Annotated in this window: 26 protein-coding genes; 20 read left to right on the top strand and 6 right to left on the bottom strand. The window is 67.7% G+C overall.

All coding sequences use genetic code 11. The features are described 5' to 3' along the window. The 3 genes from ACFE77_RS12430 to ACFE77_RS12420 all read right to left on the bottom strand — a co-directional run. The coding region (locus tag ACFE77_RS12430; protein ID WP_375421955.1) for a SufD family Fe-S cluster assembly protein at positions 1-870 on the bottom strand (870 nt) is incomplete at its 3' end. 1 nt (position 871) lies between these two features. After that, complete coding sequence (locus tag ACFE77_RS12425) at positions 872-1,351, bottom strand: SUF system Fe-S cluster assembly regulator (RefSeq protein WP_375421954.1); 480 nt, start codon at positions 1,349-1,351, stop codon at positions 872-874. 88 nt (positions 1,352-1,439) lie between these two features. Continuing rightward, on the bottom strand, positions 1,440-2,297 hold the full coding sequence (locus ACFE77_RS12420) for a helix-turn-helix domain-containing protein (protein WP_375421953.1): 858 nt from the start codon (positions 2,295-2,297) through the stop codon (positions 1,440-1,442). Positions 2,298-2,515: 218 nt separating this feature from the next. Here ACFE77_RS12420 and ACFE77_RS12415 point away from each other — a divergent pair, with 218 nt between their 5' ends. The 3 genes from ACFE77_RS12415 to ACFE77_RS12405 all read left to right on the top strand — a co-directional run bounded on the left by ACFE77_RS12415 (position 2,516) and on the right by ACFE77_RS12405 (position 7,158). Continuing rightward, entirely contained in the window at positions 2,516-3,553 is a 1,038-nt protein-coding gene (locus ACFE77_RS12415) for a quinone-dependent dihydroorotate dehydrogenase (protein WP_375421952.1), read from the top strand. Between the two features lie 51 nt (positions 3,554-3,604). Then, positions 3,605-5,287 carry a gamma-glutamyltransferase gene (gene ggt, locus ACFE77_RS12410; protein WP_375421958.1) on the top strand — a complete coding sequence of 561 codons (1,683 nt, stop codon included), beginning with the start codon at positions 3,605-3,607 and terminating at the stop codon, positions 5,285-5,287. An 83-nt stretch (positions 5,288-5,370) separates the two neighbouring features. Continuing rightward, positions 5,371-7,158: an AMP-dependent synthetase/ligase gene (locus ACFE77_RS12405; protein WP_375421951.1), complete on the top strand. Its 1,788-nt coding sequence runs from the start codon at positions 5,371-5,373 to the stop codon at positions 7,156-7,158. A 164-nt stretch (positions 7,159-7,322) separates the two neighbouring features. Here the strand turns inward: ACFE77_RS12405 and ACFE77_RS12400 are convergent, their stop codons facing one another. Beyond that, the gene (locus tag ACFE77_RS12400) at positions 7,323-10,223 is read right to left on the bottom strand and encodes a M16 family metallopeptidase (protein ID WP_375421950.1); all 2,901 of its coding nucleotides are present in this window, start codon (positions 10,221-10,223) and stop codon (positions 7,323-7,325) included. 128 nt (positions 10,224-10,351) lie between these two features. Between ACFE77_RS12400 and ACFE77_RS12395 the strand changes: the two genes are divergently transcribed. From ACFE77_RS12395 to ACFE77_RS12325, 15 genes are all read left to right on the top strand, one after another. Further along, positions 10,352-11,179: an aspartyl/asparaginyl beta-hydroxylase domain-containing protein gene (locus ACFE77_RS12395; protein WP_375421949.1), complete on the top strand. Its 828-nt coding sequence runs from the start codon at positions 10,352-10,354 to the stop codon at positions 11,177-11,179. 208 nt (positions 11,180-11,387) lie between these two features. Continuing rightward, the gene (locus tag ACFE77_RS12390) at positions 11,388-11,960 is read left to right on the top strand and encodes a NifU family protein (protein WP_375421948.1); all 573 of its coding nucleotides are present in this window, start codon (positions 11,388-11,390) and stop codon (positions 11,958-11,960) included. Positions 11,961-11,988: 28 nt separating this feature from the next. Beyond that, entirely contained in the window at positions 11,989-12,582 is a 594-nt protein-coding gene (locus ACFE77_RS12385; protein WP_375421947.1) for a malonic semialdehyde reductase, read from the top strand. A 4-nt stretch (positions 12,583-12,586) separates the two neighbouring features. Beyond that, the gene (gene tsaB / locus ACFE77_RS12380; RefSeq protein WP_375421946.1) at positions 12,587-13,198 is read left to right on the top strand and encodes a tRNA (adenosine(37)-N6)-threonylcarbamoyltransferase complex dimerization subunit type 1 TsaB; all 612 of its coding nucleotides are present in this window, start codon (positions 12,587-12,589) and stop codon (positions 13,196-13,198) included. Beyond that, on the top strand, positions 13,198-13,665 hold the full coding sequence (locus ACFE77_RS12375; RefSeq protein ID WP_375421945.1) for a GNAT family N-acetyltransferase: 468 nt from the start codon (positions 13,198-13,200) through the stop codon (positions 13,663-13,665). Before tsaB ends, ACFE77_RS12375 begins: the two co-directional genes overlap by 1 nt. 66 nt (positions 13,666-13,731) lie before the next feature. Next, positions 13,732-14,154 (top strand): Fur family transcriptional regulator, encoded by a 423-nt coding sequence (locus ACFE77_RS12370; RefSeq protein ID WP_375421944.1) that lies wholly within the window; start codon positions 13,732-13,734, stop codon positions 14,152-14,154. A 140-nt stretch (positions 14,155-14,294) separates the two neighbouring features. Further along, entirely contained in the window at positions 14,295-15,008 is a 714-nt protein-coding gene (locus tag ACFE77_RS12365) for a lysophospholipid acyltransferase family protein (RefSeq protein WP_375421943.1), read from the top strand. Positions 15,009-15,091: 83 nt separating this feature from the next. After that, entirely contained in the window at positions 15,092-15,244 is a 153-nt protein-coding gene (locus tag ACFE77_RS12360; RefSeq protein ID WP_375421942.1) for a hypothetical protein, read from the top strand. Positions 15,245-15,310: 66 nt separating this feature from the next. Further along, positions 15,311-16,618 carry a tRNA (N6-isopentenyl adenosine(37)-C2)-methylthiotransferase MiaB gene (gene miaB / locus ACFE77_RS12355; protein ID WP_375421941.1) on the top strand — a complete coding sequence of 436 codons (1,308 nt, stop codon included), beginning with the start codon at positions 15,311-15,313 and terminating at the stop codon, positions 16,616-16,618. Between the two features lie 244 nt (positions 16,619-16,862). After that, on the top strand, positions 16,863-17,855 hold the full coding sequence (locus ACFE77_RS12350) for a PhoH family protein (RefSeq protein WP_375421940.1): 993 nt from the start codon (positions 16,863-16,865) through the stop codon (positions 17,853-17,855). 1 nt (position 17,856) lies between these two features. Continuing rightward, positions 17,857-18,147 (top strand): hypothetical protein, encoded by a 291-nt coding sequence (locus ACFE77_RS12345; RefSeq protein WP_375421939.1) that lies wholly within the window; start codon positions 17,857-17,859, stop codon positions 18,145-18,147. After that, complete coding sequence (locus ACFE77_RS12340) at positions 18,144-18,554, top strand: type II toxin-antitoxin system VapC family toxin (RefSeq protein ID WP_375421938.1); 411 nt, start codon at positions 18,144-18,146, stop codon at positions 18,552-18,554. Before ACFE77_RS12345 ends, ACFE77_RS12340 begins: the two co-directional genes overlap by 4 nt. Further along, complete coding sequence (gene ybeY / locus ACFE77_RS12335; protein WP_375421937.1) at positions 18,551-19,060, top strand: rRNA maturation RNase YbeY; 510 nt, start codon at positions 18,551-18,553, stop codon at positions 19,058-19,060. Before ACFE77_RS12340 ends, ybeY begins: the two co-directional genes overlap by 4 nt. Before the next feature lie 9 nt (positions 19,061-19,069). Beyond that, positions 19,070-19,978, top strand: a complete 909-nt coding sequence (locus tag ACFE77_RS12330; RefSeq protein ID WP_375421936.1) for a hemolysin family protein — start codon at positions 19,070-19,072, stop codon at positions 19,976-19,978. A 65-nt stretch (positions 19,979-20,043) separates the two neighbouring features. Then, positions 20,044-21,387 carry a PQQ-dependent sugar dehydrogenase gene (locus ACFE77_RS12325; protein ID WP_375421935.1) on the top strand — a complete coding sequence of 448 codons (1,344 nt, stop codon included), beginning with the start codon at positions 20,044-20,046 and terminating at the stop codon, positions 21,385-21,387. A 195-nt stretch (positions 21,388-21,582) separates the two neighbouring features. Here ACFE77_RS12325 and ACFE77_RS12320 read toward each other — a convergent pair whose 3' ends face one another. After that, positions 21,583-21,885: a polyhydroxyalkanoic acid system family protein gene (locus ACFE77_RS12320; RefSeq protein ID WP_375421934.1), complete on the bottom strand. Its 303-nt coding sequence runs from the start codon at positions 21,883-21,885 to the stop codon at positions 21,583-21,585. Beyond that, positions 21,882-22,316, bottom strand: coding sequence for a VOC family protein (locus ACFE77_RS12315; RefSeq protein ID WP_375421933.1), 435 nt, complete (start codon positions 22,314-22,316; stop codon positions 21,882-21,884). Before ACFE77_RS12315 ends, ACFE77_RS12320 begins: the two co-directional genes overlap by 4 nt. A 263-nt stretch (positions 22,317-22,579) precedes the next feature. On the opposite strand from ACFE77_RS12315, the gene lnt reads away from it, so the two are divergent. Further along, positions 22,580-24,124 carry an apolipoprotein N-acyltransferase gene (lnt, locus tag ACFE77_RS12310; RefSeq protein ID WP_375421957.1) on the top strand — a complete coding sequence of 515 codons (1,545 nt, stop codon included), beginning with the start codon at positions 22,580-22,582 and terminating at the stop codon, positions 24,122-24,124. 40 nt (positions 24,125-24,164) lie between these two features. Next, the coding region (locus ACFE77_RS12305; protein ID WP_375421956.1) for an S-adenosylmethionine synthetase N-terminal domain-containing protein at positions 24,165-24,310 on the top strand (146 nt) is incomplete at its 3' end.

Raw genomic sequence — 24,310 nt, 5'->3', positions numbered from 1 at the left:
GCCGTTCTCGTCGCCGGGATACCAGTTCTGCACGGTCGAATATTTGATCTCGGCATCGTCGAGCGCGACCAGTTCCACCACCGCGGCGTGAAGCTGGTTCTCGTCGCGCATCGGCGCGGTGCACCCTTCAAGGTAGCTGACATAGCTGCCCTTGTCCGCGACGATCAGCGTCCGTTCGAACTGCCCGGTATTCTCGGCGTTGATCCGGAAATAGGTCGACAGCTCCATCGGGCAGCGCACGCCCTCGGGAATGTAGACGAACGTCCCGTCGGAAAAGACCGCGCTGTTCAACGTCGCGAAGTAGTTGTCGCGCTGCGGCACGACCTTGCCCAGCCACTTACGGACGAGATCGGGATATTCCTTGATCGCCTCCGAGATCGACCGGAAGATCACCCCCGCGGCCTCGAGCTCCTTGCGGAACGTCGTCGCCACCGACACGCTGTCGAATACCGCGTCGACCGCGACCCGGCGCTGCGGCGGCGCATCGGGATCGACCACGCCCGCGAGCATCTTCTGTTCGGAGATCGGAATGCCGAGCTTCTCGTAGACCCGCAGGATCTCCGGATCGACCTCGTCCAGGCTGCCGAGCTTCGGCTTGGCCTTGGGTTCGGCGTAGTAATACGCGTCCTGGTAGTCGATCGGCGGCACGTTGAGCTTGGCCCAGTCGGGTGCCTCCATCGTCTGCCACAACGCAAACGCCTTCAGCCGCCAGTCGAGCATCCAGGCGGGCTCGCCCTTCTTGGCGGAAATATAGCGGACGGTGTCTTCGCTCAGCCCCTTGGGCGCGAATTCCTGTTCTATGTCCGAGGAGAAACCCCATTCATACGTCTTGTTCGCGGCGGCGTAGGCTTCGGCGTTGCGGGTGGCCATATTATCCTCGTTCCCCCGCGAAGGCGGGGGTCCTGTGGGGTGATGTCGGTATAATGCCGGACTTGATCGGCGCGGGCGAAGACGAGAGGCTCGCCAACGACACGCCGGCGAGCGCCCCGCGCACCGCGTTGTTGACAACGCTCCAATGCGGCTTGACGCGGCAATTGCCGGTGATCGCGCAGTCGTGGTTGGCCTCGTCGACGCAGGAGGTGAGCGCGATCGGCCCCTCCACGGCTTCGATGATATCGGCGAGCGTGATCATCGACGGCGGTCGTGCCAGCCGAAAGCCGCCACCGGTGCCCCGCGCGCTTTCGAGCAACCCCGCCGCGGACAGCCGGCTGACCAGCTTCTGCGCGGTCGGCAGCGGCACCCCGGTCTCGCCCGCGAGCAGCGTCGCGTTCAGCCGCGCATGCCCGCCGCAATGGCGGGCCGCGGCCGACATCATCACGACGGCATAGTCGGCAAGGCTGGAAAGACGCATGGGTTCCAATCGGATCGGTTCAGTCCGATTGTAGATGGGCGTGGAGGGCGCTTCCGTCAACCTGCTGCGGCGCGGCAAATCGCCGCCATCAGGTCTCGCTGATGATCGGATGGACCATGCCGCCCAGCGCGCGGCGGCCGTCCATCGTCAATTGGGTCAGCGGCGCGATCTCGGCGCGGACCTGGCCGGGGGTCAGCCCGGTGAAGTGCTTGATCTCGCGGATCATGTGGCTCTGATCGTAGAACCCGTCGGCAATTAGCGCGTCGACATCGGCATCGTGCTTCGCGAGCGCCACCGCGGCGCGCAACGCGCGGTATTTGCGCGCCAGCAGCTTGGGCGGCGCGCCATATACCGCGTTGCAGCGCCGTTCGACCTGCCGCCGCGACAGTCCGGTGTCGGTCGCCAGATCGTCGATCTCTGGCGAGAAGGCGCCGGCGAGCCAGGTATCCACCGCCCGCACGAACGCCAGCGCAGGGCGATGTTCGACGCCGCCGACCAGCGATCGCAGCAGGGGCGCGACGGTCACTGCCATCGCCTCCGCATCGGCGTCGCCCTGCAGCGCCAGCGCGGTGCTTCCCACCTCCGGCCCGAATAGCGCGTCGGCGTCGAGCACCCGGTTCGCCATCACCGATGCGTTGTTGCCGATCATCGTCGACCAGCCGAGCGGGGTCAGTCCCATGCCGAAGACGTGGACGGGGCCCGCCGCACGGGTCCGCACCGCGCCGGTGGTCGGGCCCAGGATGTGATTGCTACCCGCAGCCTGCTCGCTGCCGTCGGGGAACAGATATCCCGCCTCGCCACCCGAGAGACGAAACCGCAACTGCGCATGATCGGCGCGCTCGGTGTCGTCGAAGCGGGGGACGTCGGCGCGGAACCGGTAGAACAGCGTCACGTAAGGCGCCAGGCCGGCCCCCGGGATCACGTAATCCAGCTGAATGTCGCCCATGTCGCCGACCCCCGTCGATGTCTTCCATAGCGCATTTTGCCGCAATGAAAAAGCGGCCCGGCCATGAGGCCGGGCCTAGGTGGAAGCCCCCCGAAGGTCGCTTCCTGGGTCGCAAGACTAATTAGGCGCAATCCTACGGCTACGTATTGCATGGAAACGACGGATCGGCCCGTTGCGGCGGCTTTGACGCGCCGCCGGCACGATGCGATGGGAGCGCCATGGCCTTCCCCCTGCGCCCCGTGCTGTTCGCAATCGACGCCGAAACCGCGCACAAGATGACGATCGCCGCGCTCGGCGCTTGGGCGATGACCGGTCCGGCGTTCGCGCGGTCCGCGGCGCCGTCGCCGCGGCTCGCGACCCGAGTCGCGGGGATCGACTTCGCCAATCCGCTCGGGCTCGCCGCGGGCGTCGACAAGGACGGCCGCGCGATCGACGGTCTGTTCGCACTGGGCTTCGGCAGCGTCGAGATCGGGACGCTGACCCCGCTGGCGCAGCCCGGCAATCCCACCCCGCGCCTGTTCCGCCTTCGCGAGGACGGCGCGATCGTCAATCGGATGGGGTTCAACAATGGCGGGTTGGCCGACGCCCTGCCCCGCGTGATCGCGGCGCGCCGGCGCGGGGTGCTCGGCATCAACGTCGGCGCCAACAAGGATGCGACCGACCGGATCGCCGACTATGTCCACGGCGTCCGGACCGCCGCACCGCATGCGGATTATCTAACGATCAACGTCAGCTCCCCGAACACGCCGGGCCTGCGCGACCTCCAGCACGGCGCCGCGCTGGCCGCGTTGCTGGCGGCCTGCGTCGAGGTGCGCGGGACCACGCCCTTGTTCCTGAAGGTGGCGCCCGATCTCGATCATGCCGCGATCGACGAGGTCGCGCGTGCCGCGATCGACGCGGGCATCGACGCGATCATCATCGGCAACACCACGATCGGCCGCCCGGCGACGCTGCGATCGCGCAATGCGGCCGAGGCCGGCGGCTTGTCCGGCGCGCCCCTCGCCGCGCTTGCGCGCGAACGGCTGGCCGACTTCCGGACCGCGACCGGCAGCGCGCTTCCGCTGATCGCCGCGGGAGGTATCGGCGACGCCTCCGAAGCCTATGCCCGCATCCGCGCCGGGGCGAGCCTGGTGCAGCTCTATTCCGCGCTCGCCTATGAAGGTCCGGGGATGCCGGCCCGCCTGCTTCGCGACCTCGATGCGCTGCTCGCACGCGACGGCTTCGCGCATGTCGCGGACGCGGTTGGAGCCAGCTGACGTAGCGTCTTGCCCGCCCGGCAAAGCCCGTTAGGGTCGCTCGCGATGAAGATGCTCAACGCGCTGCTCGCGCTCACGATTCCGCTCGCCGCGCCGACGATCGCCGCGGCGAAGGCGCCTGTCCGGACCCCGGGCATGGTCACCTCCGCCGATCCGCGCGCGACCGAAGCCGGACAGACGATCCTGCGCCAGGGCGGCAGCGCCACCGACGCCGCGATGGCGATGATGCTCGCGCTGACGGTCGTGGAGCCGCAATCCAGCGGCATCGGCGGTGGCGGCTTCTTCGTCCACAACGACGGCAAGACCAACCGGATCGACACGATCGACGGCCGCGAAAAGGCGCCGATGGCGGCGACCGATCGCCGCTGGGTCGATGCCGCGGGGCAGCCGCTGTCGTTCCGCCAGGCGTTCGCGGGCGGCAAGTCCGTCGGCGTGCCGGGCAACATCCGGCTGATGGCGCTCGCCACCAGCAAATGGGGCAAGCTGCCGTGGAAGGCGCTGTTCGCCCCCGCGATCGCGCTCGCCGAGAACGGCTACGCCGTCACCCCGCCGATGGCGAACGCGACGACCAACATGTCGCCGCTCTGGGGCGACTTCCCCGCGATCCGCCAGCAATACCGCGCCGACGGCAAGCCGCTCGCGGTCGGCACCACAATCCGCAACCCCGCGCTCGCGAAGACGCTGCGGACGATCGCGGATCAAGGCGCGGACGCCTTCTATTCGGGCGAGAATGCGCGCGTCCTGCTCGCCGCGGCGACCGGCAGCAAGGTCTCGCCCAGCGACATGACCGCGGCCGACCTCGCCGCCTACCGCGCCAAGGAACGGCCGCCGGTGTGCGGCGCCTATCGGCAATACCGGATCTGCGGAATGGGCCCGCCCTCGGCCGGGGCGACGACCGTGATCGGCGTGCTGACGATGCTCGAGCGCTTCGACCTCAAGAAGCTGGGGCGCAACTCGCCGGTCGCGTGGCATCTGATCGGCGAAGCGATGCAGCAGGTCTATGCCGATCGCGACAAATACATGGCTGATGCCGACTTCATCGACGTGCCCGTCGCCGGCCTGACGAACCGCGCCTATCTGAACCAGCGCGGCGCCGCGCTCCGCACCGATGCCTCGCTCGCCGCCTATGCGCCCGGCTCGCCCCCCGGCGCGCCCGCGCGTACCGGCGCGCCCTCGTCTGAGGTGCCCGCCACCACCCATTTCATTGCCACCGACCGCAACGGCGACGTGGTGACGATGACCTCGACCGTCGAGGGCCCGTTCGGCAGCCAGCTGCTCGCGGGCGGCTACGTCCTCAACAACGAGCTGACCGACTTCACCTTCGCGCCCGAACGTGACGGCATGCCCGTCGCCAACCGCGTCCAGGGCGGCAAGCGGCCGCTGTCGTCGATGGCGCCGACGATCGTCTACCTGAACGGCAAGCCGGTGTTCGCGGTCGGCGCTGCGGGCGGGCGCACCATCCCGATGCAGGTCACCAAGACACTGATCGCCCATCTCGACTGGGGGTTGTCGGCGCGTGAGGCGCTGGGCGAGCCGATGATCTACTACAATCGCGACGGTCTGGTGGTCGAACAGGGCACCCGGCTCGAAGCGATGATCCCGGCGCTGGAAAAGCTCGGCCACAAGGTGACCGCGAGCCGGCTGCCGCTGAAGGCCAATGCCGCGGAGAAGACCGCCAAGGGTTGGGTCGGCGCCGCCGATCCGCGCAGCGTCGGCACCGCGCTGACCGAATAAAGCAACACCCTCGTCCGTTCGCCTGGAGCAGCCATCGAGCACCTGTTCCGTCGGTACGGGAAGAAGGGGAACAGGAGAGACGGATGCGCAGGCTCGAACATTTCCCGAATCTCGTCACGATGTTCTTCGTGCGCGCGAGAGAAAAGGGCGGCGCGCCGTTCCTGTGGATCAAGCGCGACGGCCAATGGGTGGCGACCAGCTGGGCCGACGCCGCGCGGCAGGTCGCGTCGCTCGCGGCGGGACTGAAGGCGGTCGGCATCCGGCGCGGCGACCGGGTGATGCTGGTCAGCGAGAACCGGCCCGAATGGTGCCTGAGCGACCTGGCGATCATGGCCGCGGGCGCCGTCACCGTCCCGACCTACATCACCAACACCGAACGCGATCACCGCCACATCATCGAGAATTCGGGCGCCAGCGCGGTGATCGTGTCGACCGCCAAGCTCGCCAAGACGCTGCTCCCCGCGGTGCTGGGGTCGAGCCAGGCGCAGACCGTGATCGGTATCGACGACATGCGCGCGCCCTCCGCGGGCCTCGATTTCCACAGCTGGCACAAGCTGATCGCGGATCACCCGACCACCGTCGACGATGCGGAAGCGGCGGCGGATTTTACGCGCGATGACCTCGCCTGCATCATCTACACCAGCGGCACCGGCGGAGCCCCGCGTGGGGTGATGCAGCATCACGGCGCGATCCTGCACAACGTCGCGGGCTGCGCCAACGCCATTTCGGAGGATTTCGGCTGGGAGGACGAGGTCTTCCTTTCCTTTCTCCCGCTCAGCCACGCCTACGAACATACCGGCGGGCAGCATCTGCCGATCGGGCTTGGTGGCCAAATCTATTACGCCGAGAGCCTCGACAAGCTCGCCGCCAATATCGAGGAAACGCGCCCGACGATCATGTTCGTGGTGCCGCGGCTGTTCGAGGTGCTGCGCGCTCGGATCATCAAGACGATCGAGAAACAGGGCGGCGCGTCGGCCTATCTCCTCGCCCAGGCACTCGACATCGGCGCCCGCGAATATGACGGCCGCGTCCGCCTGATCGACCGGCCGAGGCAGCTCGCGGTGCGCGCGCTGTTCAAACCCAGGATCGCGCGCAAGTTCGGCGGCCGGCTGAAGGCGATGATCTCGGGCGGCGCGCCGCTCAACGTCGAGGTCGGAATGTTCTTCCAGGCGCTCGGCCTCACCTTCCTGCAAGGCTATGGCCAGACCGAGGCGGGGCCGGTGATTTCCTGCAACCGCCCCAAGGTCGGCCTGCGGATGGATTCGGTCGGCCCGCCGTTGCTCGATACCGAGGTCAGGATTGCCGATGACGGCGAGATCCTGGTCCGCGGCGAACTGGTCATGCACGGCTATTGGCGCAACGACGCGGAGACCGCGCGCGTGCTCCAGAACGGCTGGCTCCACACCGGCGACATCGGCGACATCGACGCCGCGGGGCGGATCGCGATCACCGATCGCAAGAAAGACCTGATCATCAACGACAAGGGCGACAACGTCGCCCCGCAGAAGGTCGAGGGGATGCTGACGCTCCAGCCCGAGATCGTCCAGGCGATGATCGCGGGCGATCGCCGCCCCTATATGGTCGCGCTGATCGTGCCAGATCCCGAATGGACTCAGGAATGGTGCGCCCGCCTTGGCAATCGCTGCGACTTCGCCGCCCTCGCCACCCATCCCGAATACCGCGCCGCGCTGTCCGCCGCGATCGAGCGGGTGAACAAGGACCTATCCGTCACCGAACGCATCCGCCGCTTCGTGCTGGCGGACGGACCGTTCACGATCGAGAACGAACAGCTCACCCCATCGCTGAAGATCCGCCGCCACGTGCTGAAGCAGGTCTATGGCGAGCGGCTGGACGGATTGTACAAGGGGTGAGGTGGACTGAACCTCGCTGACGAACCCCCTCTGCTACCACCCCGGCGAAGGCCGGGGCCCAGGTGGGGAAGGTGCGTGACGACGCGCATCGCTCCGCTACCCTTTGGCCCCCGACTGGGCCCCGGCCTCCGCCGTGGTGGCTAACCGAAAGCGCTCGCGCGCGCTCACTTCGCCTTCGGCACCACCGCCATCGTCCAGTCCTTCGCCGGCACCAGATACTTCGCCGCGGTCGCCTGCAGCGTCGCCGGCGTCACTGCCGCGAAGTCGCGCCCGATCCGCCGCGTCGCGTCCAGCCGGTTGTCGTCGTACGCCCCGCCGGACAGCTCGCGCAGCCAGAACAGGCTCGACGTCGACGCGCGCTGATACAGCTCCTGCAACGGCCCCTTCACGCGTTGCAGCTCGTCGTCCGACACCGGGTTCTTGGCCAGGTCCGCCGCGATCTCGCGCGACATGCGGAAGAACAGGTCGATCTTGTCGGGCGCGATCTGGCTGATCGCCGCGAGCCGTCCGCCGCCGGCAAGGCCCTTCGGCCACGAACTCGAGACCCCCGGGCTGTAGCTCGCGCCCGCCGCCTGCCGCATCTTCTCGAACAGCCGGTCGCTGAACACCTGCGACAGCACCTCGAGCTTGCGGCTTTCGGCAAGATCGCTGCTGCCGCCACCGGTCGGCCACGCGATCACCGCCGCCGCCTGGTTCGCGGCGCCCTCATGCGTCCGCATCACCGGCGTGTCGACGTGCGCAGGGAAGCGCACCGGCGGCGGCGCGTTCCGCGCCACCTTGCGCGGCGCCATTGCCCCGAAGCTGCGCGCCACCGCCGCGATCGCCTCGTCGGGCTTGACGTCGCCGAACACATCGACCTCGATCGGCCCACTTTCGATCGCAGGCTTCCAGAACGACTTGAAGTTCTTCGGCGTCAGCGCCGCGATCTTGGCCTCGTCGGGGGTCACCCAGCGCTGGTCGCCGTCGTGGAGCAGCCCCTCCAGATCGCGCGACAACACGCCGTCCGCCGAGGAGACATAGCCCGGGATCGCCGATCGCGCCGCCGACTTCGCGCGCAATACCGGCGCCGCATCCCAGCGCGGCGCGGCGAGCTTGGTCGCCATCAGCGTCAGCTGGTCCGCATAGTCGCGCGGGCTGGTCAACGCCGCGATCGAGAACGCATCCTCGTCGATCCCGAAATCGAGCCCCATCTGCCGGCCGGCGACCAGCTGGTCGATATCGTCCTGGCTGAGATCGCCGATCCCGCCCTCCATCAACGCGAGGTCGCCCGCCCAGGCCGGACTCGGCTTGGTCGAAGGGATCGCGTTGTAGCCCGACCCGAACCGCACCCGGACGAACACTCGCCCGGTATCGTCGGGGTTGGAGAACAACAGCATCCGCACGCCGTTCGCGAACTCGACCTTCTCGACCGGGAGATCGACCACCTGAACATGCTTGGCGACCTTGCCCGGCGCGCCGAGCTTGGGCAGTCGCGAGAAATCGACCGCGGCCTGCGCGGTCCGCTTCCCCGCCAGCCCGGTGACGTCGGTCTTCAGCGCCGCGGTCAGCTTCGCCGCGACGCCCGCATCGGCGACGCGGGTATTGATGAACGCGCGGGTCGCGACGCCCTCGAAGATCCGCTTGGTCGCGGCGAACACCGTGTCGGGCGTGAACATCCCCGCCGCCTTGGCGTCCTTCAAAACCTGATACTGGTTGTCGGGCGCGGTCACCGTTTCGCGGATGTCGAGCGCCCCGGCCATGTCGTCGGCCTGCTTGGCGCTCGCCTCGACCCGCGCGGTCTCCGCCGAATTGCGCAGCGCGGCGTCGTAATCGGCATATTCGCGATCGACTTCGGCCTGGGTCGGCGGGGTCGCCTGCGCGTCGGCGATCACCGCGCGCACGTCCTTCAACGCGGCCTCCCAATTGTCGCCGACCGGCAGGACCGTCACCGTCGTCATGTTGGCGGATTGCGATCGATCGTCGAGCGACACGTCGGCCTGGAGGAACGTCCCCCCGGCGCGCGCGCGGCGTTCCAGCCGGCGGCTGATCACCCGCGTCGCCAGCGTGTCGACCATGCGCTTCTGGTTGAAGATCCGCGTGTCGTTGTTGAACACCCAGGGCCGCAGCGTCGTCAGCATCACCAGCGGCGGTAGGCCGGGTTCGACCAGCGTCCCGACCGTCGGCTGGGTCGGGTCGGGCTTGCCGAAATCGGGCGCGGGCTGCGCGGGGCCGACGCCCTGCCACCCGGCGAAATTGTGGACAACGAGCTTGGCGAGCACCGCGGCATCCATGTCGCCGGAGACGATCACGACCGCGCGGCTCGGCCGATACCAGCGATCGTGGAACGCCTTCACGCTCGCACCGGTCGCCGCCTCGAGCATCTTGATCGTCCCGATCGGCGATCGATCGGCGAGCGGCTGCCCGGCGAAGAAGGTGGCGTTGACCGCGTCGCCGAGGCGAACCTGCGGACCCGGCTGCTCGCGCTGTTCGGCGAGCACGATCGGGCGTTCGGACGCGACGCTCGCCTCGGTCAGCACCGGGCTTTCCATCATCCCCGACAGGATCTTGAGGCTCTCGTCGACCGTCGTCTCGGTCGCCGACGGCAGGTCGAGCTTGTACAGCGTCTGGGTCGGCGTGGTCGACGCGTTCGAATCCGACCCGAAGGTCGCGCCGAAGCGCTGCCACACCCGCTTGGCCTCGCCATCGGGGACGTATTTCGATCCGCGGAACGACAGATGCTCGATGAAGTGCGCATAACCGCGCTCATTGTCGTTCTCGTAGAGCGACCCCGCGTCGATGCGCACGCGGATCGACACCTGCCCCGGCGGCACTTGGTTGCGCCGCACCGCGAAGCGCAGGCCGTTCGGCAGCGTCCCGAACTGCCACGCGGGATCGGGCGGCAGGTCGCTGCCCTTGTACAGCCAGGGCGCGGTATCGACCTTGGGCGTCGCGACCACCGCGGCTGCCGCGGGTTTCGCGGGTCGGGCAGGACGTGATTTGCGGACCTGACCGGCGGCAGGGCCGGCGGCGGGGAAGGTCAGCGATAAAGCCAGAACGGACGCGAGTACGCGAGTGGGGAACGCCATGGCCCGCCTTGTAGCGGCGGAAGCGCCGAGCCGCCAGCGATCACGCCATGTCCATGCGATCGCCATGTTTTCGACCAATATCGGGCTTAGCGGCTTGCCGTGCGCGATCGGCGCGGATGGAATTGAGAATGACGGCCGGGAATGATCGGGCGATCGCGGGGTCGCGGTACTTGCAGGATTTCGATCCCGTCCCCGGGTCACCGCGCGCCGGCGCGACGCTCGCCGCCGATCCCGGTCGACCGCTGATCATCCGCATCGGCAAGCATCTGCGCGGCATCTTCGACCGGCTGATCGCGTCGTCCTCGATCGTCGCCAACGATCCGGTGCTCGACGTCCGCCATTTCGCCTGGACCGCGATGCTGCGCGATCATTGGCAGGCGATCCGCGACGAGGCGACCGCGGTAGCCTTGCGCGGTCAGGCATCGCCCAGCCTCGCGACGATCTCGCCCGATCACCGATCGATCGCCGAGGTCGACAAATGGCGGTCCTTCTTCCTGTGGGGCTATGGCTATCCGATCGACGACAATCTCGCGCGTTGCCCGCGTACCCGCGACATCGTCGAACGCATTCCGGGCCTCAACAGCGCGTTCTTCTCCATTCTCGCCCCCGGCACTCACATCCCCGAGCATCGCGGCGTCACCAAGGGGCTGATCACCTGCCACCTCGGCCTCATCGTCCCGCGCGAAGGCAATCTGCGGATGCGGGTCGACGACCGGGTGGTCCGCTGGTCGGAGGGCGAGACGCTGGTGTTCGACGACACCTATCCGCACGAGGTATGGAACGACACCGAGGAGACCCGCGTCGTCCTGCTCGTCCAGTTCGAACGCCCGCTGCGCAACCCCGGCAAATGGATCGCCGACCTCTTCCTCCGCATCGTCCGCCGCTCCGCCTTCGTGCAGGAAGCGCGCGCGAACATCGCAAGCTGGAACGCGGCGGTGAAGCTGCTCGATGTTTGATCCCCACTCCACATCCCGTCATTCCCGCGAAGGCGGGAATCCAGACCGGCAAGCCATCGTTGTGGAACCGCGCGGCTGGCCAGTATGGATCCCCGCCTGCGCGGGGATGACGGAATGAGTGGATCGGCGAGTACACGCGCACCCCGGAAACCCTACCTTTCCCCCGAACGCCTTGCGCCGCCCCCTCGCCCGCGCCACATGCGCAGGCATGTTGATCGAGACCGAACCCACGCCCAACCCGGCGACGCTCAAGTTCCTGCCCGGCCGCACCGTGATGGACGCGGGGACCCGCGACTTTGCGACGCCCGAGGAGGCCGAGGTCAGCCCGCTGGCCGACGCGATCTTCTCGCTCGGCGACGTCACCGGCGTGTTCTTCGGCCGCGATTTCGTGTCCGTCACCGCGGCGCCCGGCACCGAATGGTCGTCGCTGAAGCCCGATGTGCTCGCGATCCTGCTCGATCACTTCTCGGCCAACATGCCGTTGTTCCGGCAAGGCAGCGCATCGTTCAGCGTCGGCAGCGACGATCCGATCCCGACCGACGATCCGGCGGATGCCGACATCGTCGCGCAGATCCGTGAACTGATCGACACCCGCGTCCGCCCGGCGGTCGCGAACGACGGTGGCGACATCGTCTATCGCGGCTTCGACAAGGGCAAGGTGTTCCTGGCGATGCAGGGCGCCTGTTCGGGCTGTCCGTCGTCGACCGCGACGCTGAAGAACGGCATCGAGCAGCTGCTGAAATATTATGTGCCCGAAGTCACCGAGGTTCGCGCGGTCTGATCCGCGACACTCCACGCGAAAGACGATCATGGCCAACCGACTTGACGACGGCGCGCTCGACACGCTGTTCCGCACTGCGCGCACCTATTGCGGCTATACCGATCAGGCGGTCGGCGAGGATCAGCTCCACGCCATATGGGACCTGATGAAATGGGGTCCGACCTCGGCCAACCAGCTGCCGGCGCGGATGGTCTGGTGCGTGTCCGACGAGGCCAAGGCGACACTCGCCGACGCCTGCTCCGCCCAGAACAAACCCAAGGTCCTCGGTGCACCGGTATCGGTGGTGATCGGGATGGACATCGAGTTCCACGTACATCTCCCCGAACTGTTCCCCCACGCCGACGCCAAGTCTTGGTTCACCGGCAACGAGCCGCTCCGCCGCGAATCGGCGATGCGCAACTCGTCGTTGCAGGGCGCCTATTTCATCATGGCCGCGCGCGCGCTCGGGCTCGACACCGGCCCCATGTCGGGCTTCGATGCCGCCAAAGTCGACGCCGCCTTCTTCGCCGACACGCCGTCGGTGAAGACCAACTTCATCTCGACCCTCGGCTATGGCGATCCGGCCTCGATCTATCCGCGCAGTCCGCGGCCCGAGTTCGGGAAGTTCAACCGGATCGCCTGATCGCGTGCGTACGCTCGTCATCGACACCGCGACCGCCGCCTGCTCGATCGCGCTGGTCGAGTATGGCGTCGTGATCGCGCATGCGCATCAGGTGGTCGGGCGCGGGCATGCCGAACGACTGGTCCCGATGATCGCGGCGCTGCCGGACGGCGGTCGCGCCGGGCGGATCCTGGTCGATGTCGGCCCCGGCAGCTTTACCGGATTGCGGGTCGGGATCGCCGCCGCGCGGGGACTCGCGCTCGGCTGGGGTGCCGAGGTCGCCGGCTATTCCTCGCTCGCGCTGATCGCCGCTCGCGGCTTCGCCGACCGGCCCACCGACGATCTTGCGGTCGTCATCGAAGGCGGGCATGGCGAGGTCTTCATGCAGTCGTTCGCGCCCGGCCCGGCACCGCTCGCCGATCTCGCCTCGCTCGGGCCCGAGGCCGCCGCGCTGGCGATCGCGGGACGGCCGGCGATCGGCAACGGCTTGCGCTGGCTCCAAGCGGTCGACGCGACCCAGGAACTGCGCGACGCACTTCCCGACGCCGCGGACGTGCTGCTGCTGCCGCCCGCGCTCTGCGGCCTACCGCCCCGCCCGATCTACGGCCGCGCGCCCGATGCCAAGCCGCCGGTGTGATGGCGACGCGGACGATCATGCTGCGCAGCGGTGACGCGCGCGACATCGCGCTGGTCGACACGCTCATGGCGGCGGCGTTCGACCCTCGGTTCGGCGAGGCATGGACCCGCAGCCAGGCGCTCGGCGTCATGGCGATGCCCGGCGTCCGCCTGACGCTGGCGCTGCTCGACGACCAGCCCGCGGGTTTCGCGCTGGTCCGCAGCGTCACGGACGAAGCCGAATTGCTGCTGCTCGCCGTGGATCCTACCTATCGCCGCCGCGGCGTCGCCACCGCGCTGCTCCGCGGCATCGTCGACGATGGCCGCGCCGGCGGCGTCGCCGACCTGCATCTCGAGGTTCGCGCCGGAAACGATGCAGTCAGGCTCTACACCGCGCACGGCTTCGCGAAGGTCGGCGAACGCCGCGGCTATTACCGGGGCAAGACCGGCCAGGTGTACGACGCTCACACCTATCGGCGGGCCCTGTAGAGGGTCTCGGCTTGTTGCGAGTCGCTTTCGCTTTTCGCAACAAGCCGAAGCGAGTAGGCTAGATGGATGGCACGCAAGATCGACCTCGAAGCCCTTTGTAACGAAAAGGGTCTTCGCATCACCGAACAGCGCCGGGTGATCGCACGCGTGCTGTCCGAGGCGGAGGATCATCCCGACGTCGAGAAGGTCTATGAGCGCGCCTCGTCGATCGATCCCGGCATCTCGATCGCGACGGTGTACCGCACCGTCCGCCTGTTCGAAGAAGCCGGCATCCTCGACCGCCACGATTTCGGCGACGGCCGCGCACGCTACGAACCCTCGCCCGAAGCGCATCACGACCACCTGATCGATGTGGAGACCGGCAAGGTCATCGAATTCGTCGATCCCGAACTCGAACAGCTGCAAAAATCGATCGCGGAAAAGCTGGGCTTCCGCCTCGTCGATCACCGCATGGAACTCTACGGCGTCAGCCTCGACCGCAAGGTTTGAAAGGACGGCCATCCTCCTTCTACCACCCCGGCGAAGGCCGGGGCCCAGGTGGGAAGGCTCTCGTGGTGAAGCGCAACGATCCGTTGGCATCATCTCCCACCTGGGCCCCGGCCTCCGCCGGGGTGGCGAAGTAACTAACGATGCCGCACCTGCGCCTGACCCTCCGCCTCCTCGCGATGATCACCACGCTGCTGATCGCCCTCCCCCTCCACGGCATCTGGCGCCTCGTCCGCGCACCCTCGCCCTGGCCGCGGCTCTTCCTCGGTACGGTGGCGCGCATCGTCGGCGCCCGCGCGCGCATCGTCGGCACGCCCCGCCGCCGCGACGTGGTCTTCGTGTCGAACCACCTCAGCTGGATCGACATCCTCCTCCTCGCGGGCGCAAGCGGCAGCGCCTTCGTCGCTAAGGCGGAGCTCCGCGGCGTCCCAGTGGTCGGCTGGCTCTGTACGTTGAACCACACGATCTTCGTCAGCCGCGAGGATCGGCTACGAGTCGCCGACCAGATCGACCGTATCCGCGCGGCGCTGATCGCGGCGTGGCCGGTGACGATCTTCCCCGAAGGCACCACCGGCGACGGTCGTACCTTGTTGCCGTTCAAGGCCGCCCTGCTCGCGGTACTCGATCCGCCGCCCGCCGGCACGCTCGTCCAGCCGGTGCGCATCGATTACGGCACCGCGACTGACGAGCTCGCCTGGGTCGGCGACGAACACGGCCAGTCCCACGCGCTCCGCGTACTGCGCCGAAGAGGAACCTTCGTGGCGACGCTGACCTTCCTCGACGCCTTCGATCCGCTCGATCACCCGGGCCGAAAGGCGATCGCCGCCGAGGCACGACGTCGGATCGAGGCGGCTTGATGCATCCGATATGGATGCGGTCGACTTAGCGCGGACGATACGCCGGCGTTACGACCTCCTGACGGGCAACAGGAGAAACGATCATGGCCAAGGTATCACCATTCCACTCGAAACTGCCCGGCACCGGCGTCCACCACGACAACAACAAGTGCACGACCGGCAACAACATCGAGACCTACAACCGCTCCTCCGGCACCGGCGGATTGCCACGGTGTAGCTACTGCCGCAGTCTCTGAGCGGTCCCTGACGAAGGCGTCCCTCCCCGCTTCGCGAGGGAGGGATTCTTCGCTATGGGCTGGCGCATGAAGCCCAACCCGAAAACCTTTCACGTCAAATCGTTCGGTTGCCAGATGAACGTCTATGACGGCGATCGCATGGCCGAACTGATGGCGGCGGACGGCCTGGTGCCGGCGACGGACGCGGCGTCGGCGGACTTGGTCGTCCTCAACACCTGCCACATCCGCGAACGCGCGACCGACAAAGTCTATTCGGACATCGGCCGGCTGCGCAAGGGCGGCAAGGACCCGATGATCGCGATCGCCGGCTGCGTCGCGCAGGCCGAAGGGGCAGAGATCGTCGCGCGCGCCAAGGTCGACATCGTGGTCGGCCCACAGGCCTATCACAACCTCCCTGCGCTGGTCGCGAAGGCCGCGGCGGGGGAAGCCGCGCTCGATACCGACATGCCGATCCTGTCGAAGTTCGGGGCGCTCCCCGCTCGCCGGCGCGCGACTCCGTCGGCCTTCCTGACGGTGCAGGAAGGGTGCGACAAATTCTGCACCTACTGCGTGGTGCCCTATACCCGCGGCGCCGAGGTCAGCCGGCCGTTCGCGGCGATCGTGGACGAGGCGCGCGCGCTGGTCGACGTCGGCGCGCGCGAGATCACGCTGCTCGGCCAGAACGTCAACGCCTGGACCGATGGCGATCGCGGCCTCCACGACCTGATCCGCGCGCTCGATCGCGTGCCCGGCCTCGCCCGGATCCGCTACACCACCAGCCACCCCAACGACATGACGCAGGGCCTGATCGACGCGCACCGCGACGTGGCATCGCTGATGCCGTTCCTGCATCTGCCGGTGCAATCGGGCAGCGACCGCGTGCTGCGCGCGATGAATCGCAGCCACACGCGCGACAGCTATCTCCGCATCCTCGACCGCGTCCGCGCCGCCCGCCCCGACATCGCGCTGTCGGGCGACTTCATCGTCGGCTTCCCCGGCGAAACCGACGCCGAATTCGATGACACCGTCCGGCTCTGCGGCGAAGTCGCCTACGCGCAGGCGTACAGCTTCAAGTACAGCCCCCGCCCCGGCACCCCCGCCGCCGACATGGCCGCGCAGATCCCCCAGGATGTGATGGACGACCGCCTGCAACGCCTCCAGGCTGCCCTCAACCGCGACCAGCAGGCGTTCAACGCCGGCACCGTCGGTCGTCGATGCGAGGTGCTGATCGAACGCCGCGGCAAGCTGCCGGGCCAGATGCTCGGCAAGTCGCCATGGCTGCAATCGGTCCACCTCCTGACCGACGCCGCGATCGGCGACATCGTCGAGGTCGATCTCGTCCGTGCCGACCCAAACTCCTTGTCCGGCGTCGAGCGGGTGCGGGTGGCCGCCTGAGCTAAACCGGGCCGAGGCCTGGCCGGCAACACGGAGAGGCGCTGTCCTCGAGAAACCGCTGTTCCATGATCGTCACGCCTGCCACACTCGCCGGCGATGACGCTTCGCCTGCGCGACTCACTTACGATCCCTGCCGCCGCATCGGCGCGGCTTGAAGCGAGCACCTCGCCACCACACCTGATGCAGGTTGGCACGCGGTCCGTCGTTGCGCGTTACGTTGCCGTCCCACCACCGAAAGGATCGCATGAGTCGTAAGCCCCTCCCCGCTCAGTCCGGCCAGCGTTCGCGGGTCGAGGTGTTGTTCGACAAGCCGCAGTTGCTCGCGCGACTGTTCGGCCAATATGACCAGAATCTGGTGGCGCTCGAAAACCGTCTCGGCGTCTACATCACCGCGCGCGGCAACAAGGTCGGGCTCGAGGGCACCGCCGAACAGGTGGCGACCGCTCGGGACGTGCTCCAGGATCTCTACCACCGCGTCCAGCGCGGGGAGGATGTCGACAACGGGCTGGTCGACGCATCGATCGCGATGGCTGCCGAGCCGACGCTCGACGGCATCATCAGCGCCGATGGCCAGCGTGGGCCGGGGATCATGATCCGCACGCGCAAGAAGACGATCGTGCCGCGCACCCCTGCACAGGCGCACTATATGCGCGAACTGACGACCAACGACATGATCTTCGCGCTCGGACCGGCGGGGACGGGCAAGACCTACATCGCGGTGGCGCAGGCGGTGGCGCAGCTGATCACCGGCAGCGTCCAGCGGCTGATCCTGTCGCGCCCTGCGGTGGAGGCCGGGGAGCGGCTCGGCTTCCTGCCCGGCGACATGAAGGAGAAGGTCGATCCGTATCTGCGGCCGCTCTACGATGCCCTCCACGACTGCCTGCCCGCCGAACAGGTCGAGCGGCGGATCGCGAGCGGCGAGATCGAGATCGCGCCGATCGCGTTCATGCGCGGGCGGACGCTGGCGGAGGCGTTCGTGATCCTCGATGAGGCGCAGAATACCACGCCTGCGCAGATGAAGATGTTCCTCACCCGCTTCGGCCAGAACAGCCGGATGGTGATCTGCGGCGATCCCAACCAAACCGATCTGCCCGGCGGCGTCGGCGCATCGGGACTGGCGGACGCGACCACGCGACTAGAGGGCGTCGAAGGAATCTCGATGACCCGCTTCACCGCGGCCGACGTCGTCCGCCACCCGATTGTCGGGCGCATTGTCGAGGCGTATGAGGGCAGCTGAGATGAATGCCCCCGTGCCGCCCCCCGACCGAGCCGAACGACAGGCTCTATCCGCTCCTTTCCTCATCGAGGGCGAGGAACTGATCCGCACCATCGCCCGTCTCGCCGACGAACGGGGCACGCCGATGCAGGAGATCGTCGCGCTAGCCATCGACGATTACGCGAGCCGCCATTCCGCGTCTTCACCGGCACCCGAATGGCTGCGTCGTTACTGGAACGCACATCCGCTGCCACTGCCGACTGGCCTGAAGGCCGACAAGAGGTTCTACGACTCTCTGAATGACGACCTATGACGGTCTTCCTCGATGCTTCGGCGATGGTGGCGATGATCGCCAAGGAACCCGAAGCGCGCATCTTCGCCGGGCGTATCGAATGGGAAACCGAACGGCTGACGTCACCTTTGGCGATCTGGGAGTCGGTTCGTTCGGTCGCTCGTGTACGCGGTCTCGATTTTGCGGAAGCACGCATGCTGGTCGCGGACTTCGTACGCGACGCCGAGATCCGGTTGGTAGACATCGACGCGGCAGTCGGTGAAACAGCGCCCGATGCCCATGACCGGTACGGCAAGGGGCGGCACAAGGCCGATCTGAACATGGGCGATTGTTTCGCCTATGCCTGCACCAGCCGGCATCGCGCGGCGATCCTGTTCAAGGGCGACGACTTCATTCACACCGACCTGACGGATGCGACCCTCGCATGATCCACATCGAACTTACCCGCGAAGACCCGTGGCCCGATCACGATTGGGACGCTCTCGCCAAGCGCGCCGCGGCTGCCGCAATCGAGCGGACGACGCATGGCGAGCTGCTGACCACGACCGCCGCGGTGGAGATCTCGGTCCGGCTCACCACGGACGACGAGGTTCGCCAGCTCAACCACCAGTATCGGCAGAAGGACAAGCCGACCAACGTCTTGTCTTTTCCGATGGTCCAGCGCGACCTGCTCGACACCGTCAGCCAGAATTCGGACGACGGCGAATTGCTGCTCGGCGACATCGTCCTCGCGCACGGCGTGTGCGTCGCCGAGGCGGCGGAGCGCGGGATTGCGGTGGAGGATCACGCCACACACCTGCTGGTGCACGGCACGTTGCATCTGCTAGGCTACGACCATCTGGTGGACGACGAGGCCGAGGCGATGGAGGAGATCGAGCGCGATGCGCTTGCTGCGCTCGGGATCGGCGACCCCTATCTGATACGCGAGGACTGACCCAACTCAATGTCCGAGGACCGAAGTACCGCCGGCAACGGCGACCCTCATGAAAACTCCATCTGGCGCGGCCTGCGCGGCCTGATTTTCGGCGAACGCGTCGACGACACGCTGCGCGACCAGCTCGAGGAGGCGATCGATCGCCACGAGGACGATCCCGCCCCCGACGCCAAGGGCGACCTGTCGCCGCTCGAACGCCAGATGGTGCGCAACCTCCTCCACTTCGGCGAGCGCGACGCGGGCGATGTCGGGGTGCCCCGCGCCGATATCGTCGCGGTCGAGGAACAGACCAGCTTCGATCATCTCGTCCGGCTCTTCGCGGAGGCGGGGCATAGCCGGCTGCCGGTCTATCGCGGCGAGCTCGATACGATCATCGGCATGATCCATATCAAGGACGTGTTCGCGATCCTCGCGACCGGCGCGGAACATCCGCCGACGCTCGCCGGGCTGATCCGCGAGCCGCTCTACGTGCCGATGTCGCGCGGTGCGCTCGACCTGCTCGCCGACATGCGCGCGAGCCATGTCCATCTCGCGGTGGTGCTCGACGAATATTCGGGCACCGAAGGACTGGTCACGATCGAGGACCTGATCGAGGAAATCGTTGGCGAGATCGAGGACGAGCATGACGAAGCGCCCGAGGCGCTGCTCGTGCCGATCGACGGCGGCGCGTGGGAAGCGGATGCCCGCGCCGAGCTGGAGGACGCGGCGGCGCTGGTCGACTCCCGCCTCGGCGACAACGACAGCGACGTCGACACCCTCGGCGGGCTGACCGCGGTGCTGGCGGGGCACGTGCCGCCGGTCGGCACCTGCGTGCTCCACCCCAGCGGCTGGAAGTTCGAGGTCACTCAGGCCGACGAGCGCCGCATCCACCGGTTGCGGCTGCATCCGCCAGTCGTCCTGGTGGAGGAAGACGCCTGACCCGGCGCGAGTTCCCGTAACCACCCTTTCTTGTGTGAGGCGGGCGCTCGGACTATCTCGGCGGTATGCGCAAACATATCCTCATCGTCCTCGGTCTGATCGTCCTCGTCGTCATCGCGGGCGCGGTCTATGTCGGCTGGCCGGACACTGCGAAGCTACCCGCCGAACAGGTCACCGGACGGCGCCCGACGATCTCCGATCCGCGCATCCAGACCATTCCGACGGTGAAGGTCGCCGACGTCGTCGGCTGGCGCGACGGTGCGGCGCCGGTCCCGGCGGCGGGGCTGAAGGTGCAGTCCTTCGCGACCGGGCTCGATCATCCGCGCTGGCTCTACCGGCTGCCCAATGGCGACGTGCTGGTGGCGGAAAGCAATTCGCCGCCGCGCAAGGGTGGGGGGATCCAGGGCTTCGTGATGAAGCTGCTGATGGGCAAGGCCGGCGCGGGCGTGCCCTCCGCCAACCGCATCACGCTGCTGCGCGACGCCGATGGCGACGGGACCGCGGAGACGCGGTCGGTGTTCATGACCGGGCTCAACTCGCCGATGGGCATGACGCTGCTGGACGGCATGCTCTACGTCGCCAACACCGATGCGCTGGTGCGCGTCCCCTATACCGACGGCATGACCAAGGTGACCGCGAAGCCCGAAATGGTCGTCAAGCTGAACGGCGGCGGCAACCATTGGGCACGAACGCTGATCCCCAACACCGACGGCAAGACGCTGCTTGTCGGGGTTGGATCGGCGTCCAACATTGCCGAAAAGGGGCTGGAGGCGGAGCGATACCGCGCCAACATCCTCCAGGTCTGGCCAAAGGAGAAGACCTACCGCGTCTTCGCCGCCGGCCTGCGAAACCCGCAGGGGATGGCGATCAACCCGCAGACGAACCGGCTGTGGACCGTCGTCAACGAACGCGACATGCTCGGGTCCGATCTCGTCCCCGATTATCTGACCCAGGTCGAGTTCGGCGACAATTTCGGCTGGCCCTGGTATTATTGGGGCGGCTACCCGGACAGCCGGGTCGAGCAGGACAATCCGCAGCTCCAGCAATATTCGAAGCGCCCCGATTACGCGCTCGGGCCCCACGTGGCGGCGCTAGGGCTGACGTTCTCGGGCGATGCGAAGCTCGGCGGGCGGTTCGCGAACGGCGCGTTCATCGGCGAGCACGGGTCGTGGAACCGCAAGCCGGTGTCGGGCTACAAGGTGGTGTTCGTGCCCTTCGCGGCGTCGGGCTTCCCCACCGCTGATGCCAAGCCGATCGACGTGCTGAGCGGCTTCCTCGACAAGGAGGGCAATGCGCAGGGTCGGCCGGTAGGAGTCGCGACCGACAAGGCCGGCGCGCTGCTGGTCGCGGACGATGTCGGCAACCGCATCTGGCGGGTGAGCCCTGCGGCGAAGGTTGCGGCGCGGTAAACCCCCTACCCGTTCGTTTTGAGCGAAGTCGAGAAACCTGCGTGCCGCTTGGGGCCGGTTTCTCAACGATGCTCGAAACGAACGGAAAGAGGTATTGCTACAGCCCACCGTGCTCCTGCGCACGCAGGAGCTTAGAGCCAAGATCGGTGCGCTCAGTAACCCTGGACGCCTGCCTACGCAGGAGCACACCCCCACTCACTTCAGCAGCTTCGGCGCCTCCGCCTGGATCACGTCGCGGATCTTGCCCGCGAACAGCCCCAGGAACCCCGGCAGGTCGACCGAGGCGTGGACCTTGTCGTCGAACACCGTCGCGGTGGACTTGATCGACTGGCCCATCGCGTCGACGGTGAAGACCATCGTATCGCCGTCCCAGCGGTGGACGACCTGCGCGCCGCCGGGGATCATCCGCCCGATCTTGCCGACACCGCCGTCGAGCCGCTCGCGCACCGCCGCCTTGCCCAGTTTGTGCGGGATATCGAGTTCGATCGGTGCGCTCATGCGGTCTGCTCCTCGGTCGCGAACAACATCGCGTCATCCGCAAACGCCTTGAACTCCAGCGCGTTGCCGCTCGGGTCGCGAAAGAACATCGTCGCCTGCTCGCCCGCCTTGCCCTTGAAGCGGACGTGCGGCTCGATTCCGAACGGAACGCCCGCCGCCGCCACGCGCGCGGCGAGCGCTTCCCAGTCGGCCATGGTCAGGACGATGCCGAAATGCGGCACCGGCACGTGATGCCCGTCCACCTCGTTGCTGACCGCGACCGCGCGCGCGGCGGGATCGAGATGCGCGACGATCTGATGCCCGAAGAAGTCGTAGTCGATCCACTGGTCGCTCGATCGCCCCTCCGCGCAGCCGAGCGTGCCGCCGTAGAAGGCGCGCGCCGCGGCGAGATCGTGGACCGGGAAGGCGAGGTGGAAAGGTCGTAGGGTCATAGGGCGTTGATACGCTCCCGCGCCGCTATCGTCACCTCGCCTATACGAGACCTTCGCAAAACCCATTTCGTCACCCCGGACTTGATCCGGGGTCCCGCTCCCCGCACGAGCAGAAGCCATTGGTTACGCAGATAGCGGGACCCCGGATCAGGTCCGGGGTGACGTAGGTGTTTGGCAAAGTCAGCCACCTCCGCAGAGTTCTCGCCTAGACGCCCGTGACGCGCGATGTTGCCCCCGCGCTCCGCGCCCGCCATATCCGCGCCGTGACCCTCGCCCTTCCTAAGATCCGCTATCCCGCGCTCGTGTCGCTGCTGCTCGGCGCGGTTGCCGCGACCGGCTTCGCGCCGCTCGACTTCTGGCCGCTGACCCTCGCCGCCTTCGCCCTGTGGATGGCGATCGTGCACGCGGCGGCGACATGGCAGCGCGCGCTTTGGGTCGGCTGGGTGTTCGGGGTCGGGCATTTCACGATCAACAACAATTGGTTCCAGCACGCGTTCGACTTCCAGGACAAGATGCCACCGGTGCTCGGCTATTTCGCCGCGGTCGGCCTGGCGCTCTACCTCGCGATCTTCCCCGCCTTCACCGCGGCGATCGCCTGGCGGTTCGGCCGCGGCGAACGCCCCGACACCGCCTATGCGCTGGCCTTCGCAGCGGCATGGATCGCGACCGAATGGCTGCGATCGGTGCTGTTCACCGGCTATGCCTGGGATCCGCTCGGCGTAATCTGGCTGCCCAAGATCGGTGTCGCGCGGTTGAGCGCCTGGATCGGCACCTATGCCTTGTCGGGCGTCACCGTATTCGCCGCCGGGTCGCTGCTGCTGGTCCGCCGCCGCGTCGCGGTGCCCGCGGTCACCGCCGCGCTGCTCGCCTTCGCCGCCGCCTCCGCCCGCTGGACCGACGCGCCGCCCCCCGCCCCCGGCACGCCACTGGTAAGGATCGTCCAGCCCAACATCAGCCAGAACGAGCGTGGCGAGGAAGACGGCGAGCGCGTGCTGACCGCCTTGTCGAAACTGTCGGGCAAGCCCGGCCCCGTCCCGCGCCTGATCGTCTGGCCCGAGGGCGTGGTGCGTGACTTCCTCGAAAGCGGCTACCCGTCCTATATCTACGACGGAGCCAGCCCATTGCTCACCCGCTGGCGTCTCGCGCGGTTGCTGGGCCCCCGCGACCTGCTGCTGACCGGCGGCACCGCGCTGCGGTTCGATGCCGCGCAAGATGTCGTTGGGGCGAGCAATTCGGTGTTCGCGGTCACCCCGGACGCGCGCATCGCGGGTCGCTACGACAAGGCGCACCTCGTCCCCTATGGCGAGTACCTCCCCTTGCCCTGGCTGCTGAGGCCGCTCGGGCTGGCGCGGCTGGTGCCCGGCGACATCGACTTCGACGACGGTCCCGGACCCGCCAATCTCAATCTGCCGGGGTTCGGCAGCATCGGCATCCAAATCTGCTACGAGATCATCTTCTCGGGGCAGGTGGTCGATCGTGCGCACCGGCCGCGGCTGTTGTTCAACCCATCCAACGATGCATGGTTCGGCAAATGGGGTCCGCCGCAGCATCTGGCGCAGGCGAGGATGCGCGCGATCGAGGAAGGGCTGCCGATCGTCCGCGCCACCCCGACCGGCATTTCCGCGGTGATCGCGGCGGACGGTCGGCTGGTCGCGCAGATCCCGCACGAGACCGCGGGCGGCGTCGACGTTCCGATCCCGCCGGCGCTGCAACCGACCTTCTTCGCGCGAATGGGCAACCGCACTGCCGCCGCGGTGGCGCTGCTCTTCGCGGTTCTGGCCGTTGCCATCCGCCGGCGTGCGCGGTAGAGGAGATATAAAGCTTTCTTTATATCAACTAGAGAGATCCATGCGCAGCAGCTTCATCTTCACGTCAGAATCGGTCTCCGAGGGTCATCCCGACAAGGTCGCCGACCAGATCAGCGATTCGATCGTCGACCTGTTCCTGTCCAAGGATCCCGAGGCGCGGGTCGCGTGCGAGACGCTGACCACCAC

This window comes from uncultured Sphingomonas sp. (genome assembly GCF_964243315.1).
GTDB lineage: Bacteria > Pseudomonadota > Alphaproteobacteria > Sphingomonadales > Sphingomonadaceae > Sphingomonas.
The sequence above is the reverse complement of the archived record's forward strand: the minus strand, read 5'-3'. Positions and strand labels throughout refer to the sequence as shown.

Bases quoted from the DNA above. Each gene is read 5' to 3' on its own strand.
- ACFE77_RS12390 (WP_375421948.1), top strand. From the start codon at position 11,388: ATGTTGATCGAGACCGAACCCACGCCCAACCCGGCGACGCTCAAGTTC.
- ACFE77_RS12315 (WP_375421933.1), bottom strand. From the start codon at position 22,316: ATGACCCTACGACCTTTCCACCTCGCCTTCCCGGTCCACGATCTCGCC.
- ACFE77_RS12400 (WP_375421950.1), bottom strand. From the start codon at position 10,223: ATGGCGTTCCCCACTCGCGTACTCGCGTCCGTTCTGGCTTTATCGCTG.
- ACFE77_RS12375 (WP_375421945.1), top strand. From the start codon at position 13,198: ATGGCGACGCGGACGATCATGCTGCGCAGCGGTGACGCGCGCGACATC.
- ACFE77_RS12420 (WP_375421953.1), bottom strand. From the start codon at position 2,297: ATGGGCGACATTCAGCTGGATTACGTGATCCCGGGGGCCGGCCTGGCG.
- ACFE77_RS12365 (WP_375421943.1), top strand. From the start codon at position 14,295: ATGCCGCACCTGCGCCTGACCCTCCGCCTCCTCGCGATGATCACCACG.
- ACFE77_RS12360 (WP_375421942.1), top strand. From the start codon at position 15,092: ATGGCCAAGGTATCACCATTCCACTCGAAACTGCCCGGCACCGGCGTC.
- ggt (WP_375421958.1), top strand. From the start codon at position 3,605: ATGCTCAACGCGCTGCTCGCGCTCACGATTCCGCTCGCCGCGCCGACG.
- ACFE77_RS12385 (WP_375421947.1), top strand. From the start codon at position 11,989: ATGGCCAACCGACTTGACGACGGCGCGCTCGACACGCTGTTCCGCACT.
- miaB (WP_375421941.1), top strand. From the start codon at position 15,311: ATGAAGCCCAACCCGAAAACCTTTCACGTCAAATCGTTCGGTTGCCAG.
- ACFE77_RS12345 (WP_375421939.1), top strand. From the start codon at position 17,857: ATGAATGCCCCCGTGCCGCCCCCCGACCGAGCCGAACGACAGGCTCTA.
- ACFE77_RS12425 (WP_375421954.1), bottom strand. From the start codon at position 1,351: ATGCGTCTTTCCAGCCTTGCCGACTATGCCGTCGTGATGATGTCGGCC.
- ybeY (WP_375421937.1), top strand. From the start codon at position 18,551: ATGATCCACATCGAACTTACCCGCGAAGACCCGTGGCCCGATCACGAT.
- ACFE77_RS12320 (WP_375421934.1), bottom strand. From the start codon at position 21,885: ATGAGCGCACCGATCGAACTCGATATCCCGCACAAACTGGGCAAGGCG.
- ACFE77_RS12340 (WP_375421938.1), top strand. From the start codon at position 18,144: ATGACGGTCTTCCTCGATGCTTCGGCGATGGTGGCGATGATCGCCAAG.
- ACFE77_RS12370 (WP_375421944.1), top strand. From the start codon at position 13,732: ATGGCACGCAAGATCGACCTCGAAGCCCTTTGTAACGAAAAGGGTCTT.
- ACFE77_RS12415 (WP_375421952.1), top strand. From the start codon at position 2,516: ATGGCCTTCCCCCTGCGCCCCGTGCTGTTCGCAATCGACGCCGAAACC.
- ACFE77_RS12350 (WP_375421940.1), top strand. From the start codon at position 16,863: ATGAGTCGTAAGCCCCTCCCCGCTCAGTCCGGCCAGCGTTCGCGGGTC.
- ACFE77_RS12325 (WP_375421935.1), top strand. From the start codon at position 20,044: ATGCGCAAACATATCCTCATCGTCCTCGGTCTGATCGTCCTCGTCGTC.
- ACFE77_RS12395 (WP_375421949.1), top strand. From the start codon at position 10,352: ATGACGGCCGGGAATGATCGGGCGATCGCGGGGTCGCGGTACTTGCAG.
- ACFE77_RS12330 (WP_375421936.1), top strand. From the start codon at position 19,070: ATGTCCGAGGACCGAAGTACCGCCGGCAACGGCGACCCTCATGAAAAC.
- ACFE77_RS12405 (WP_375421951.1), top strand. From the start codon at position 5,371: ATGCGCAGGCTCGAACATTTCCCGAATCTCGTCACGATGTTCTTCGTG.